We start from the raw sequence: 15770 nt of genomic DNA, 5'->3' as shown, positions 1-15770 counted from the left end.
TTATGAAGAAAAAATTTATTCCATACATATTTGTTTCACCTTACATTATTTTCTTTGTTTTGTTCATAGCGTTTCCGATCGGATTTTCTATTTTTTTAACTTTTCATGACTGGAATATTATTGGCCCTATGCAATATACAGGCTTTACAAATTATAAAAGACTAATAAGCGACCATCTCTTCTGGAAATCATTGAGTAATACATTAATATTTTTAGCAATTCATATTCCATTACAAATCGTAGTAGCATTATTCCTGGCAGAATTGTTAAATCAAAGAATCAAATTAAAGGGATTTTTCAGAGCCGCTTACTTTACTCCTGTTATTGTTTCCGGAGTTGTTGTTACGATTTTATGGCAGCAACTTTATGGATACGAAAGTGGGTTGTTTAATCGATTATTTGCACAAATCGGATTGTCTAAGGTCGGATGGTTAACTGATCCTGCTTGGGCAATGCCTTCGATAGCAATTATGGCTACATGGAAAAATGTAGGACTTTATGTGGTTTTGTTTTTGGTCGGGCTGCAGGCTGTTCCGAAACAATACTATGAAGCTGCCGATATTGAAGGTGCGTCTCATTTCCAAAAATTTTTCAGGATTACACTTCCCATTATTAATCCTACTATTTTTATGGTAGTCGTACTTTCTACTATTGGGGGCTTTTCTCTGTTTATTGAACCGTATGTAATGACCGGCGGAGGACCTTTAAACAGCACTCTTTCTGCTGTTCTTTATATTTATAAACAAGGATTCTTTTACTATCACATGGGGTATGCAGCTACTCTTGGTCTGTTTTTTGCTTTATTAATATTAGCAGTGGTTTTTATTCAAAAAAAATTTTTAGAAAAAGAAAATTAAAACTATGAAAAAGTTGCTATTATATCTTATCCTTTTGTTAGGCGCAGTAATTTTTATCTTTCCTTTTATTTGGATGCTTACAGCCTCTGTAGCCCCTGAAAATGAAATCGGAAGTCTTGTGTTGTTCCCCTCTCAATTAACTTTTAGTAACTATGTCCTCATTTTTGATAAAATTCCTATAATGCGTTCCTTTATAAATAGTTTAATTGTATCTGGAATTATTACTGCGGGTGTGCTCTTTTTCGGTTCGATGGTAGGCTATGCGCTGTCGCGTTTGGAATTCAAAGGACGTAATCTGATTTTCTATATAATAGTATTTACTATGACGTTACCTTTTCAGATAACCCTTATACCACAATATATCTTAATGGTAAAATTTAATTGGGTAGATTCATATGCCGGATTAATTGTTCCATACCTTATGAATTCATTTGCGATTATTATGTTTCGTCAATATTTCAAGACTATACCACAGGATCTCATTGATGCTGCTCGCATAGACGGTTGCAATGAATTCAGAATTTTATTTAGTGTTTTAATACCCAATTCAATCCCAGCTTTAATAACAGTTGGAATTATTACATTTATGACTTCTTGGAACGAAGTACTCTGGCCATTAATTATTGTTAGAGACGAGAAATTGATGACAATGCCCCAATTGGTAACACTATTTGCGGTAGGAGGTAGAGCTGAATCACAACTTGGAATGAAACTTACTGCCGCAGCTTTATTAGCCTTACCGATTTTGATTGTCTACCTTTTCTTTCAAAAATATTTTATAGAGAGTATGGCTTCTTCTGGCCTTAAAGAATAATAATAAAGAAATTATAGAGGTGAAATTAATATGAGTATTTCTAGATATCCCCAGAATCCTATTATAACAAAGGATGACGTCCCATTCAAAGTAAATAGCATCTTTAATCCCGGTGTAATTAAGTATAAGGATCAATATCTGTTGCTTTGCCGTGTCGAAATGCCGAACGGTAGATCATCATTTGTAAAAGCAATAAGCAACGACGGTTATAAATTCAAAGTCGAAGACAAACTTATTCTTACTCCTTCCGATCATAAGGAGTATTCCCTTTATACCGAATGGGGAATAGAAGATGCCCGCATAGTTAAACTTGAAGAGAAATATTTTATTACCTATACAGGATACTCAAAGTACATGCCGCTGGTGGTTCTAAGCGAAACTACGGATTTCGAGACATTTAAAGTACACGGCACAATATCGGAACCATCTAATAAGGATTGTGCAATTTTCCCGGAAAAGATTAACGGCTATTACTGGAAAATCGACAGACCCTCTGCAGAAAATAGAAGGGACATGTGGATTAGTAAAAGTCCCGATTTGATTCATTGGGGAGATTATCAACTATTAGCAGAACCAACTAAAGGTACTTGGGAAAATGATAAAATTGGGCTTTCTACACCTCCGATTAAAACAGATAGCGGGTGGCTACTTCTTTATCATGGCGTGCGTGGTTTTGGTATATCGAGTCTCTATAAAATCAGCGCAATGCTACTCGATCTTAACAACCCCCGAAAAATTATTGGCAGAACACGTGAACCCATCTTATCACCTGAGACCGATTACGAACGAATAGGCGATGTTCCTAATGTCGTTTTTACTTGTGGCTGGATTGAAGAACCTGATGGCAAAATTAAGATTTACTACTCAGGCGCGGATACTAATATTTGTCTGGCAGAAACTTCAACTGAATATCTCATTTCGCTCTGTCAATAACTTATAAAAAAATATTAATGAGAAGAATAATAAAAAATTCGCTGGTCCTAACATTTGTATTTTTTAATATTATAACTTTTTCTCAGCAAGGAAGTTATTTCGTTAACCCTCTCCACTTAGACCAGCTCTATCAGGACATCTTCTTTATGGGAGATAGTGTTGGCATTATTCATATTTATAGCGAGTATCCAGAGTATAAATGGGTAGGAGATGAGGACGAAGGGATTGCATGTGTTGATGATGTTGCAAGAGCAGTTATTTTTTATTCTGAATATGCACAATACACTGGTAAAGTTGAGTACCAGTTAAAAGTTGAGAGGTTAATTAAATTTATTCTCAATATGCAGTCGGATAATGGTTATTTCTACAATTTTATTTTTGATGACTTCTCTATCAATAAACGCCATCAAAATAGTGAAGCTATCGGTAGCTGGTGGAGCTGGCGAGCACTTTGGTGTTTGACTGAAGTAGTTGATAAAATTAAGAATAAACAATTAACTCATGAAATAGAATGCGCTATTGCAAAAACAATAAAAAATATTAAAAAAGATTACAACAATAAAAGAGATACTGTAATCCTAAACGGGGTGGCTCTGCCAGTCTGGTTGCCTTATGAATATGCTTCCGACCAAGCTGCCTTAATTATTTTGTCTTTAGTAAATTACTACAAAAAAAACAATGACTCGAAAATTCTAGAAATAATCAAAAGCTATTCTGATGGCATTGTCTTAATGCAGGCAGGCAGTGATAATATGTTTCCATATAATGCTTTCTTGAGTTGGAACAGTAGTTGGCACGCATGGGGAAATCTCCAGGCTTATGCGCTTCTTAAAGCATATACAGTTTTGAACGATAAAAGACTCTTGGATGCAGCGTTAAATGAAATTAAAAATTTCTATCCTTATCTGATAGAGAAAGGTTATTTGAATGAATTTAAGATCGAAAAAAAAGGTAATTTAATTAATATTCTAGAGGTAAAAAGATTTCCTCAAATTGCTTACGGTATAAGACCAATGATTTATGCAACCGTGTTGGCAGGCGAACTCACAGGTCAGGAATACTACTATGAATTAGCTGTAAAAGCAGCCATGTGGTTTATTGGGGACAATCCTGCTAATACGAAAATGTACTTCTATGATAGTGGTATTTGCTACGACGGCATTCTTGGACCTAATAAAGTTAATCGGAACTCGGGTGCAGAGTCGACAATTGAAACGCTTCTTTCACTTAATAGAATAATTAGTAATACAAAAACTCGCTCATTATTTAATAGTTTATTGGAAAAATAAAATTTGGGAAAATTAAAATGAACATTAAAAAAACGGGATTAATGATAACACCGGATCACAGAAGAGTACTTCTTAAATCCTTTGAACCATATGAAAAAGATAGAATACATAGAATAATAGATCGAATTCTGTCATTGTCGGAAGTTTCAGCTACATTAGAATATCAGAGGGTAAGAAATAATTTCCTCGCCAGACACAAAAAAACAGAAAAATTTTTTATAAACAGATACGAGGAGATTAATAAAAGGTACCTTAATATTAAAAAAGAAATTTCTGATGTTAGAAAACTATTAATTGGAGCATATTTTTCGAATGAATATTCACTCGAACATTCGGCTTTGTTTAACCCATCGATAGTGCCTCACCCAGATCAATCAAATCTCAGACCACAACAGATGAGATTTATAATGAGTTTACGTGCAACTGGCGAGGGACATATATCATCAATTGTATTTCGGACAGGTGTCATTGACGAAAATTTGAATATTCACCTTGATACTGTATCAGACTATGTCGTTATGCCATCAATAAATAATATTTCAGAAGATTATTACGAAGCTGATTTCAATTATGATGATGATTATACTGAAATAACTTTATTCCCTCAAACCAAAGCAGAAAGCAATGGAATTGAAGACGCACGATTTGTTCATTTTACAGAAGATGATGGAAAAAAAATTTACTATGCTACTTACAGTGCATACGATGGACAAAATATTACTATTAAGCTCCTTTCTACTGAAAATTTTCGGAATTTTAGGATTAATAAGATAAAAGGAAAAGAAGTTAAAAATAAAGGAATGGCGCTTTTCCCCCGTAAAATAAATGGCAAATATGTTATGCTTTCTAGACAAGACAATGAAAATAATTTCATTATGTTCTCAGAGGACATCAATAATTGGGAGACCAAGCAGCTATTAATGGAACCTAAATATCCATGGGAATTTTTTCAGATAGGAAATTGTGGTTCGCCTATAGAGACAGAAAAGGGATGGTTGTGTTTAAGCCATGGCGTGGGAGCTGCCAGAAGATATTCGATAGGTGCTTTTTTGCTGGACAGAGACGACCCTTCAATCTTAATTGGCAGATTAAAGGAACCCTTAATTGAAGCGGATGCTAACGAAAGGGAGGGTTATGTTCCTAATGTCGTTTATACTTGTGGCGCATTAGTACATAACGGTTCCTTGATTATTCCTTATGCGGTGTCTGATTATTCTACAACCTTTGCGTATGTTAATTTGAATGAGCTTCTAGAAAAACTTTTAAGAGATAAATAAAATGATAAGGATTATCCTTTTTATAGTTCTAATTTTCTTCGGAAAAACAATTAGACCACAACACGACATTAAGATCTGCTCTTCCGCTCGTTCAAAAATTGAAATAGGTAGTAGATATATCGGTCTTGAATTTCATGAAAGTAAAGCTTTACCTCAAAGACTTAGTTTTTATTATCCAATTGCTAATAGCATAGACCAGAGTCACGATTATTGGAAAAGAGATACTTCATTTGTTATAAAATTACATTTGAGTATAGGGAATAACATTGTAGAATTTAACAAATTAGCTTATAAATACTGCCTTACACCCTATAGTGTCGACTTTATTAATACGGATAAAAATATAACTATTTCATATAGGTTTTTAAAAAATTATCCTGCTTTTGTTGTGAAATACAGAATAAAAAATGCATATGGAATTTCGGATACTTTTACAGTAGTAACCAATCATACTTTAACGATTAGAACAAGTCACACATATGAACCCAAATATAGTATTGAATATAAAGTAAAAGACAATCAAATATTTGTTGATTACTTAGATATAGAAACAGGTAAACCTACAATGTTTGTATTAAATAACGAACAGATACCCGAAGAAACAAAAATATTCAATGTGAAAAATACTGATAATCAGTTTATCAATCCTGTACTTCAATTATCTTATAAAATGTATTTACAACCCGAAGAAGAGATGATAATTGAACAAATAATTGGAATGGTAAAAAAAGAAGAATTACCTGGTACGGTTGAATATATAAGCAATAATTACAAAAAAGAAATTGAACTATACGAAAAAGAAGTACTTGATTATGCATTTAATGCGAGCAATTTTAAGACAGGTATTAAGGATATTGACTTTACAGTTAATTGGGCACAAGCAATTCTTGCTGTAAATAAACATTATTTAAATGATAAAATAGTACCAATGCCTTGTCCTGCAGAATATAACTTTTATTTTACACATGATGTTTTAATGACTGATTTGTCCGCTGTGAAATATGATTTACAACGAGTAAAAAATGATCTCGAATTTATTGCAATAAATGCAGACAAAGATTTCAATATCCCACATGCTATATATTGGAAAGACAGCTCATATCATACTGAATATGCTATCGAAGATAACTGGAATAATCAATGGTTTATTATAGTTACGGCGGAATATTTGAAATATTCTTCAGATACTGAAACAACTAGGAAATTATTACCACATCTTAACGTCTCCATTAACAACATACTGAAAACATTAGGCGAAGATAGTTTGATGTGGTCGCATCGGCCTGACTGGTGGGATATTGGAAAAAGATTTGGTCCAAGAAGTTATATTTCAATCCTTACTGCAAGAGCAATTGAATCGTATCTTTTTATTGCGAGCTATTTAAAACTTGAAGGTGAAGACTTGGTTCAACTCGAAAAACTAAAGGAAAAATTAATTAGTAATTAAATAGAAAATTATGGAACGATAAGTACGGGTATCTGATGAATTTTTCGGAACAGTGTGTTATAGATACGCATTATTATTGCGGATCCCTACTGGCAGCTCACTTTAATTTAATTGACACTACAAAAAAAAATATTATGCTTAATAAAGCAAAAAAACATTTGTTAAATGAAGAAGTTGGAATTTATAATGTATTCCCGATGGATTTTAATGAACTAACTGGCTATTGGAATTTTGTTGGGAACGAAGCTGGCGATAAATACTATTATTTAAATGGTGGTATCTGGTACCATAATAATGCGTGGTATGCATTAGCTTTATCATCATCTGGGAAAAAAGAAGAAGCTTTTGACTTTTTAAAAAAAATTATGACTATAGATGGAATAATAAATGCACCAGGTGGACAACCTGCAATGTATGAAGTCCGCAATGGTAATAAAAATGATATGATAAATTATGGTACGGTTGATAAACCACAATTCTTGTGGGCTGCTGGCTGGTATCTCTATACTCTTTATCATATTTATGGTTTAAATGATAATGGATGGAACATTGAACTCGATCCATTCCTCCCTCCGAATCAAATGAAATGTTCTTTCGACATTTTTATTGCAGGGAAAAAAACAAAGATAAATATAGAAAGAGCAAATAATTACGAAATTTTATTAAACAACAAAAAATTACATAGCTTCATAATACCTAGTAACGTTAATGATACAGTGATTAATATTAAGATAGGTAAAATTAATACACCTTTTTTAAAGTCAACCAATTCATCTTTAGAAAAGGTTGAACACAAGAACAATAAAATGAAACTTTACTTAAATGGTTTTATGGGACATAAAAACATTACAAAACTGATATCACCTATGAAACCCAGAAATATAAAGATAAACAATAACAATTCTTTAACTGTCAAGTCTATTCTCAAAAATGATTTATGGCTTACAGAAATTATTTTTAGTCATCATAAATTAAATGAAGAAATTGAAATAGAATTTTAAGAGAGAGCACACATGAAAATTATTGTATTAGACAAATGGTATCTTAAATTAGGTAAACAATACTCACCAAGTGTTCCTGAAACAATCAAAAAAAGAGTAAACATTGAAGCTGAGGTTCCTGGAACGGTGCACACAGATCTTCTTAAGAATCAATTAATAGAAGATCCATTTTATGCAGACAACGAAAAAAATCTAAGCTGGATATCAGAATCTGACTGGATTTACGAAACTACTTTTGACAATAAAATTGAAGGTCCTGTTAAACTCGTATTTGAAGGGATAGATACTATCTCAGAAATTTTTCTGAACAGTAAACTATTAGGTAAAACTGAAAATATGTTTATAAAATATGAATTCGATGTTACAGAAATATTAAAAGAACGAAATAACATATTGAAAGTAAAGTTATATTCTCCAGTAAAATATAGTTATGATGAAGAAAAAAAATATGGAGTTTTACAAGTTGCATTGAATTCCAGCAGAGTATATATAAGAAAAGCTCAATATTCTTTTGGCTGGGATTGGGGACCTTCGTTTCCAACCTTAGGTATGTGGAAAAAGGTTTATTTAAAAGCACTTGATTATCAAATAATAGACGAATTCTATTTTCAAACATTGAATCTTACCAAGAAAAAAGCAGTAGTAGAAATAAAATTCAGATCGTCATACAATCTACCAGATTCAATTTTAAGATTGTCGATAGAAGATAATGTTATAGAAAAAAATATAAATATTAAAAAAGGTATCAATAAATTAATAATGGAAGTAATAAATCCAAAGTTATGGATGCCAAACGGATATGGGAAGCCAAATTTATATCAGCTAGAGATTTTGCTGCAATCGAAGGAAAATAATATAAACGATTTATTTGTACGAAAAGTTGGTATAAGAAAAATCGAAGTTAGACTTAAGGAGAAGGGCGAAAATAGTTTCAAATTTATCATTAATGGTAAAGAGATTTTTGCCAAAGGGGTTAACTGGATTCCGTGCGATGCATTTTTGCCAAGAGTAACTGAAAGTAGGTATAGAAAAATGCTTAAGATGGCTGTTGATGCTAATATGAATATCATTCGTGTCTGGGGCGGAGGAGTTTATGAAAATGATATTTTTTATGAAATATGTGATGAGTTAGGTTTGCTTATTTGGCAGGATTTTATGTTTGCCTGTGGTGCTTATCCCGAACATAAAGAATTTATTGATAATGTAAAAAAAGAAATTATATACAACGTAAAACGTTTACAGTACCATCCCTCCTTAGCTATTTGGTGTGGCAATAACGAAAATGAATGGATCTGGTATCAGACGAATAAAACTCATTATAAAAATATGCCGGGCTATAAAATTTATAATAAAATTATTCCTGATTTATTAAAGAAAATTGATCCAGATAGATTCTATTGGGAATCCTCTCCATTTGGATATGAAGATGACCCCAATTCAGAAATAAGCGGTAACAGACACCAGTGGGAAATCTGGAGTTCTTGGAAAGATTATGAAGAAGTTGTTCATGATAAAAGTTTATTTGTTACAGAATTTGGTTTCCAAAGTGCTGCAAATAAATTTACGATCGAAAAATATATCCCAAAACACGAAAGAAAAATTAATTCAGAAACTTTTGAATTTCATAATAAACAAATTGAAGGCCCTGAAAGAATTATTAGATTTCTTAGTGCACATTTGCCATTGAGTACTAAATGGGAAGATTACTTTTATTTAACACAATTAAATCAGGCAATAGCACTCAAAACTTGTATACAACATTGGCGCTTTAATAAAATAACCAAAGGCGCAATAATATGGCAATTAAACGATACATGGCCTGTTACGAGTTGGTCTTTAATCGATAGCATGTCTATGCCAAAAATATCTTATTACTTTGTAAAAAAAATTTTCGAACCAATAACATTTAGGATAATTCAAGAGGAAGATGACATTAAAATATACGGTTTAAATGAAACAGAGAATGAACTGAAAGTCTTATTAAAAATAAAAATAATTGACTCAAAGAATGGCATTCTTAATTATTTGTCAACTAGTGTATCTTTGGGAAGAAATAGATATGAAAAAATTAAAGAGGTTAAGAGTAAATATGGTAAAGAAGCTATATATGTTATTTCTATATTTAAAGATGATTCATTGATATTCAGAGATGCGGTGCCCATGAAAAAATGGAAATACTTACACCTTTCAAAACCAAATATTAAGTTCTCATTCAAAAAAATAGATAATGAAAATATACTCGAATTAAATACCGATAAACCGGCATTTTTTGTTGATGTTGAATATGATGATGTTATGTTTTCGAATCGGGGCTTTATTCTTCTACCCGATGAAAAAATCTTACTACGCATGGATGGCTTCAAAGGAAAGTTCAATAAGAACAAGCTCAAAATATATAGTTTGAATGATTATTTATAAGAATGATGACAAGTAAAATATTATATGTAATTCCTTTGCTAATGCTTTTAAGATATAATGTTTGTTCACAGCAATTGTCGATCGAGAGAATTGAAGAGATGCCGGAAATGCCGCAGCCTTATCAAATGCGGAATTGGAAAGAAGTTGCTATAACTTATGATTCGATAGTTTATTATCCAGGTAATTACGGCGAACATATGCCTTTTCTTTTTTTTATTACAAATAGTATTAATTATCCTGAAGAAATTAGTTTCGGTTTGCATTCTTATGTAGGAACCTATAATACCGAAAGTACAGAAGCTATAAATGTTTTACCTTCGCTGGTAGGTGCAGCATTGTGTGGAATTGATAAAAGTAATCAGTATGGTTACAATTGGGTAAAAATGTCGCGTGAATATTTTAATAGAAATCAGAATGTTTATAAAAACTCGCCAAAAGATAATACATACGATGATTGGTGGTATGAATCAATGCCAAATGTATTTTTTACACAGTTGTTTTACCTTTTCCCAACTACTGAAAACTTTAAAGAACAGTTTATAAAAATCGCAGATCGTTTTCTTGATGTGGTGAAACTAAGTGGTGGTAGCTATACGCCCTGGAAATTTCCAGATTTTAATCAACGCGGATGGGATTTTATAACTATGAAAGCTTTTAAGCAAGGAATTAATGAACCTGAAGTTGCAGGTGCAATAGCATATATTCTTTACAATGCATTTAAAGTTACAGGTGAAAAAAAATATTTATCAGGTGCAGAATTGTGTCTTGAATTTCTTGATTCGTTATCTGAAAATCCTGCATATGAAATACAACTTCCTTACGGTGTTATTACTGCTGCAAGAATGAATGCGGAAATTGGTACAAATTATAATTTATATAAAATGCTGAATTGGTGTTTTAGTAAGACTAACTTGAGAAACTGGAATGTTTTACTCGGGAAATGGGGTGTATATGACATTTCAGGTTTAATTGGTGAGGATAGCGAACGAGAGTATGCATTTTCGATGAACACATTTCAACAAGCTGGAGCATTACTCCCCTTAGTTAAGTACGATGAAAGATTTGCCAATACATTAGGTAAATGGCTGTTAAATGTGGCAAATGCATCCAGACTTTTTTATTCTCGATACCTCGATAATTTGCATCAGGATAGTGAATACTGGTCAGAGAAATTTGATTTAACTTCATCCATTGCATATGAAGCTCTGTTGAAATCAGAATCAGGCTGGCCCTTTGCGACTGGCGATGCTGTGAAAGGTGGATGGGCTCGAACTAATTTATCTCTCTATTCATCCTCTTCTGTTGGTTACTTGGCGGCACTCGTAGATACTACTAATATTAAAGGTATCTTAAAAATTAACCTCAATAAAACCGATTTTTTTGGCAATAATGATTTTTCTACTTACATGTTATATAATCCATATAATGAAAATCAAAATGTGGAAATTGATGTACAGAGTATCCCTGTTAACATTTATGAGATGATTAATAATAAATTTCTTGCTTTTAATATTTCTGGTAGTTTCAATCTGGAAATCCCACCCCGTTCTTCTGTCGTAATACGCCTTATTCCATCCGATGCTAACATTGAATATGAAAAAAATGTTATGAAAGCAAACGGAGTTGTAGTTGACTATAACCATAATTATGCAATTTACAATAAGCCCCCGAGAATTAAATGTTTGGCTACTGAAAAAGAAAAAATTATGGTTAACGATACTATAAAAATTTACTGTACTGCAGTGGATCCGGATAATGAACCATTGAGATATGTTTGGTCGGCTAATAGTGGAACAATTAATCCGCAGAATAATTTAGCTCTCTTTGTTGCTCGTACTCCAGGGCAATATAAAATCTATACTACCGTCTATGACAGTCATGGTAATAAAGAGATAGATTCTATAACAATAGATGTGGTTGAGAATGTCATTTCGGAACCCGTAATTGAATCGATAAAAGCTGACTGTAGAAAGGTGAATATAAATTCGATGACTGGTATTAGATGTATTGCCTATTCGCAAACAACTACAGTACTTGATTATTATTGGTATTCTCAGGCAGGTAAAATTAATGTAATTGAAAAGGATTCCATTATTTGGTCCGCCCCGGATAAAGAAGGAATTTATAATGTTGGATGCACAGTTAAAGATGAATATGAAAACAGTGTTAATGATAGTATTAAAATACTCGTAAGGAATTTCAATGATTATGCGAAAGGGAATCTCGTTGTATACCTACCTTTTAATAATGACGCTAGCGATATTAGTGGGAATGATAATAATGGTATTTTAAACGGAGCTTCATTTGTAAATGACAGACACAACAATCTGGAATCAGCACTTTATTTTGATGGGATTGTTGATTATGTACTCATAAAGAATAATCCTTCTCTTAATTTTACCAATGCCATTACAATTGCATTCTGGTTCAAAATGGATGGTTATCCTAATAAAGAAGTATACCTGGTATCGCACGGTAGCTGGAATAGTCGTTTTAAAATATCGATAGCAGCTAGTAAACTGAGATGGACAATTAAAACAGATAAAAATATAAATCCAATTGTCGATCTTGATAGCGAAACAATAATCGAATCAGAGAAACTCTACTTTGTCGTTGTAACTTATGACGGCAAATACGTTGAATTATGGCTTAATGGAACTCTCGATGCATTTGCTGAATGGCAGGGAAATTTAATGCAGTCGGAATATGATTTCACTATTGGACAAATGCTGCCTGATAACTCAAATTATAATTTCAAAGGTATTATAGATGATTTAAGAATTTATGACTACGCACTTTTACCAGAAGATATAATTAAAATGTATGATATTGTTACTGATGTAGACTTAATTAGTAATTCATTTCAAGAAGAAAATCTAAGTTTAACTGTTTATCCTAATCCGTTTAATTCAGAAACAATAATAACCTACAATGTAGAAAGAGAAGAAAAAATCAAAATAGAAATCTTTAATATTCTTGGAAGAAGAATTGTAACACTTGTTGACAAATACCACCAACCAGGGAAATATCGAGCTATCTGGAGCGGTAAAACAGATAACGGGGAAAGAGTGACATCCGGAGTTTATATTGTTCGAATAAGCAATGGAAACATTCAAAAAAATTTAAAATTGATCTTATTGAAATAAGCCGAGGATAAAATGTCTGAAGTAAATTTAATCAATTTATCAAAAAAATACGATAATAATAAAAAAGTAGTAAATAATGTTAATTTGAAAATCCATGATAAAGAGTTTGTTGTGATTGTTGGTCCTTCTGGCTGTGGAAAATCAACAACTCTTAGAATGATTGCTGGTCTTGAAGAAATTTCAGAAGGGGAAATTTATATCGACGGTAAATGTGTAAATAATTTACCTCCTAAGGATAGAGATATTGCTATGGTATTTCAAAACTATGCTTTATATCCTCATATGACAGTTTATGAAAATATGGCATTCGGACTCAAAGTTAGAAAATTTGATAAACAAGAAATTGATAAACGAGTTAAAGAAGCTGCGCGAATTCTTGGGCTTGAAGAATTATTAAATCGAAAACCAAAAGCACTTTCAGGTGGACAAAGACAAAGAGTGGCTGTAGGAAGAGCAATTGTTAGGAACCCTAAAGTATTTTTGTTCGATGAACCTCTCAGCAATCTTGATGCAAAAATGAGAGTACAGATGAGAGCAGAAATTACTAAGCTTCATAAAAAATTAGAAGCCACAATGATTTATGTTACTCACGATCAAATAGAAGCTATGACTATGGGAGACAGAATTGTTGTTATGAAAGATGGCGTTGTTCAACAAGTCGACACCCCAATGAATCTTTATTTTAATCCTTATAATAAATTTGTAGCGGGCTTTATAGGAAGTCCGGCTATGAATTTTATTAGTGGAAAAATTATTAATGATGGAAAATTAAAGTTCGTCTCGTCGAAAAATGGTCTGAGTTTTTATATTATTCCTGAGTATTACGATAGATTGCAAAAATACTCCAATAAGGAGATAATTCTAGGAATACGTCCTGAACATATCAAATTTGAAAAACCCCAGCGTGATTACTCCAAAATCAGTATAACCACGGAATTAATTGAACCGATGGGAAGCGAATCGATCGTTTACTTTACTATCGACGATGTGCAATTTACAGCAAAAATTAATATGGTAAACGAGCTTCATCTTAATGAAACTATTGAGTTGTATTTTGAACTTAATAATCTCCATTTCTTTGATAAAGATTCGGAAATCAGTATAATTTGAATTTCTACTATCAGTTTTAACTAACTAGTAGAACATTAATTCCCATCAATAAATCATATTATTCGAATTTTCCTTATCTTTGCATAATTAATTTTGGAGGTGGCATGGATAAAATCCCTGGCTTTAAAGCGTATGATATCAGAGGTAAGGTCCCATCTGAGTTGAACGTTGATTTAGCTTATAAAATTGGACGAGCTATTGTAAAATATCTCAATGCTAAATTAATAGTAATTGGCCACGACGTACGCCCTTCATCTCCTGAATTGTCCGATGCCCTTGCAAAAGGAATTACAGAGGCGGGATGTGACGTTATCGATATAGGATTATGTGGCACAGAAATGATCTATTTTGCAACTCCTCATTTTAATGCCGATGGCGGAGTTATGATAACTGCAAGTCACAATCCACCCGAATATAATGGCCTTAAATTTGTTAAAGAAGGTTCTAAACCCCTTGGATACGAATCAGGTCTAAACGAAGTTGAAAAGATGATACTTAATAATGATTTAGGCGAGATTGCAAAGTTTAAAGGCACCATACAAAAGAAAGATATAATGGATGAGTTTATTAATCATTTAAATAAATTCTACAATCCTGAAAAAATTTCTCCTTTCAAAGTTGTTGTAAATGCTGGAAACGGTTGTGTCGGACCGGCACTCGATAAACTCGAAAAGTTTCTTCCAATTAAAATGGTAAAGGTTTTTCACGAACCCGATTCACGATTTCCCAATGGAGTACCAAATCCATTATTACCAGAAAATCGCCAACCAACTATCGATGCTATTAAAGAGAGTGGTGCCGATTTAGGCGTTGCATGGGACGGCGACTACGACCGCTGCTTTTTCTTCGACGAACATGGTAATTTTATCGAAGGCTATTATATTGTAGCATTGCTGGCCAAATCAATCTTACGAAATCATCCTGGCGAGAAAATTGTTTACGATCCACGCCTTACATGGAACACTATCGATACCGTTGCTAAAGCTGGTGGGATTCCAGTCGTTTCGAAAAGCGGGCACGCTTTTATTAAACAAAAAATGAGAGAGGTTAATGCAATCTACGGCGGCGAAATGTCGGCTCATCACTACTTTAGGGAAAATTCCTACTCCGATAGCGGACTAATCCCGTTTTTATTGGTACTTCAACTTCTTTCAGAAGAAAATACCAAGTTATCAGAGCTCGTAGGCGAAATGATTAAGGCTTATCCATGCTCAGGTGAAATAAATTCCAAAATCGCAGATCCCACAGGCAAATTAGCTGCTATTAAAGAAAAATATAGCGACGGAAAGATCGACGAGCTCGACGGTGTAAGTGTGGAATATCCCGATTGGCGTTTTAATGTTAGAATGAGTAATACGGAACCTTTACTTAGACTCAATGTGGAAGCCAGAGGCGATATTGAATTAATGCGCAAAAAAACAGAGGAATTGCTTAACTTTATCAGGGGTTAGAACATTTTCTATTATATATCGTCTAAT

Annotated in this window: 11 protein-coding genes; all 11 read left to right on the top strand. The window is 32.8% G+C overall.

Annotated elements, in window-relative coordinates:
• Positions 1-2: 2 nt before the first annotated feature.
• Complete coding sequence (locus ACSSV9_RS05585; RefSeq protein WP_437346255.1) at positions 3-857, top strand: carbohydrate ABC transporter permease; 855 nt, start codon at positions 3-5, stop codon at positions 855-857.
• A gap of 4 nt (positions 858-861) precedes the next feature.
• The gene (locus tag ACSSV9_RS05580; RefSeq protein ID WP_437346254.1) at positions 862-1671 is read left to right on the top strand and encodes a carbohydrate ABC transporter permease; all 810 of its coding nucleotides are present in this window, start codon (positions 862-864) and stop codon (positions 1669-1671) included.
• Between the two features lie 30 nt (positions 1672-1701).
• Positions 1702-2604, top strand: a complete 903-nt coding sequence (locus tag ACSSV9_RS05575) for a glycoside hydrolase family 130 protein (RefSeq protein WP_437346253.1) — start codon at positions 1702-1704, stop codon at positions 2602-2604.
• 17 nt (positions 2605-2621) lie between these two features.
• The gene (locus tag ACSSV9_RS05570; RefSeq protein ID WP_437346252.1) at positions 2622-3893 is read left to right on the top strand and encodes a glycoside hydrolase family protein; all 1272 of its coding nucleotides are present in this window, start codon (positions 2622-2624) and stop codon (positions 3891-3893) included.
• Between the two features lie 17 nt (positions 3894-3910).
• The gene (locus ACSSV9_RS05565) at positions 3911-5170 is read left to right on the top strand and encodes a glycoside hydrolase family 130 protein (protein WP_437346251.1); all 1260 of its coding nucleotides are present in this window, start codon (positions 3911-3913) and stop codon (positions 5168-5170) included.
• 1 nt (position 5171) lies between these two features.
• Positions 5172-6617, top strand: coding sequence for a hypothetical protein (locus ACSSV9_RS05560; protein WP_437346250.1), 1446 nt, complete (start codon positions 5172-5174; stop codon positions 6615-6617).
• A 134-nt stretch (positions 6618-6751) separates the two neighbouring features.
• Positions 6752-7618 (top strand): glucosidase family protein, encoded by an 867-nt coding sequence (locus ACSSV9_RS05555; protein WP_437346249.1) that lies wholly within the window; start codon positions 6752-6754, stop codon positions 7616-7618.
• Between the two features lie 12 nt (positions 7619-7630).
• Complete coding sequence (locus ACSSV9_RS05550; protein WP_437346248.1) at positions 7631-10036, top strand: beta-mannosidase; 2406 nt, start codon at positions 7631-7633, stop codon at positions 10034-10036.
• Between the two features lie 2 nt (positions 10037-10038).
• On the top strand, positions 10039-13182 hold the full coding sequence (locus ACSSV9_RS05545; protein ID WP_437346247.1) for a LamG-like jellyroll fold domain-containing protein: 3144 nt from the start codon (positions 10039-10041) through the stop codon (positions 13180-13182).
• Positions 13183-13194: 12 nt separating this feature from the next.
• The gene (locus tag ACSSV9_RS05540) at positions 13195-14292 is read left to right on the top strand and encodes an ABC transporter ATP-binding protein (RefSeq protein ID WP_437346246.1); all 1098 of its coding nucleotides are present in this window, start codon (positions 13195-13197) and stop codon (positions 14290-14292) included.
• A gap of 104 nt (positions 14293-14396) precedes the next feature.
• Positions 14397-15743, top strand: a complete 1347-nt coding sequence (locus ACSSV9_RS05535) for a phosphohexomutase domain-containing protein (RefSeq protein WP_437346245.1) — start codon at positions 14397-14399, stop codon at positions 15741-15743.
• Positions 15744-15770: the final 27 nt, after the last annotated feature.

Source organism: Melioribacter sulfuriphilus, assembly GCF_051488685.1.
Taxonomy (GTDB): Bacteria; Bacteroidota; Ignavibacteria; order Ignavibacteriales; family Melioribacteraceae; genus Melioribacter.
Note: the sequence above shows the minus strand (reverse complement) of the source record. Positions and strands in the feature narration are given on the sequence as shown.

Coding starts and splice junctions, on each gene's coding strand:
- ACSSV9_RS05585 (WP_437346255.1), top strand. CDS start 3: ATGAAGAAAAAATTTATTCCATACATATTTGTTTCACCTTACATTATT.
- ACSSV9_RS05580 (WP_437346254.1), top strand. CDS start 862: ATGAAAAAGTTGCTATTATATCTTATCCTTTTGTTAGGCGCAGTAATT.
- ACSSV9_RS05575 (WP_437346253.1), top strand. CDS start 1,702: ATGAGTATTTCTAGATATCCCCAGAATCCTATTATAACAAAGGATGAC.
- ACSSV9_RS05570 (WP_437346252.1), top strand. CDS start 2,622: ATGAGAAGAATAATAAAAAATTCGCTGGTCCTAACATTTGTATTTTTT.
- ACSSV9_RS05565 (WP_437346251.1), top strand. CDS start 3,911: ATGAACATTAAAAAAACGGGATTAATGATAACACCGGATCACAGAAGA.
- ACSSV9_RS05560 (WP_437346250.1), top strand. CDS start 5,172: ATGATAAGGATTATCCTTTTTATAGTTCTAATTTTCTTCGGAAAAACA.
- ACSSV9_RS05555 (WP_437346249.1), top strand. CDS start 6,752: ATGCTTAATAAAGCAAAAAAACATTTGTTAAATGAAGAAGTTGGAATT.
- ACSSV9_RS05550 (WP_437346248.1), top strand. CDS start 7,631: ATGAAAATTATTGTATTAGACAAATGGTATCTTAAATTAGGTAAACAA.
- ACSSV9_RS05545 (WP_437346247.1), top strand. CDS start 10,039: ATGATGACAAGTAAAATATTATATGTAATTCCTTTGCTAATGCTTTTA.
- ACSSV9_RS05540 (WP_437346246.1), top strand. CDS start 13,195: ATGTCTGAAGTAAATTTAATCAATTTATCAAAAAAATACGATAATAAT.
- ACSSV9_RS05535 (WP_437346245.1), top strand. CDS start 14,397: ATGGATAAAATCCCTGGCTTTAAAGCGTATGATATCAGAGGTAAGGTC.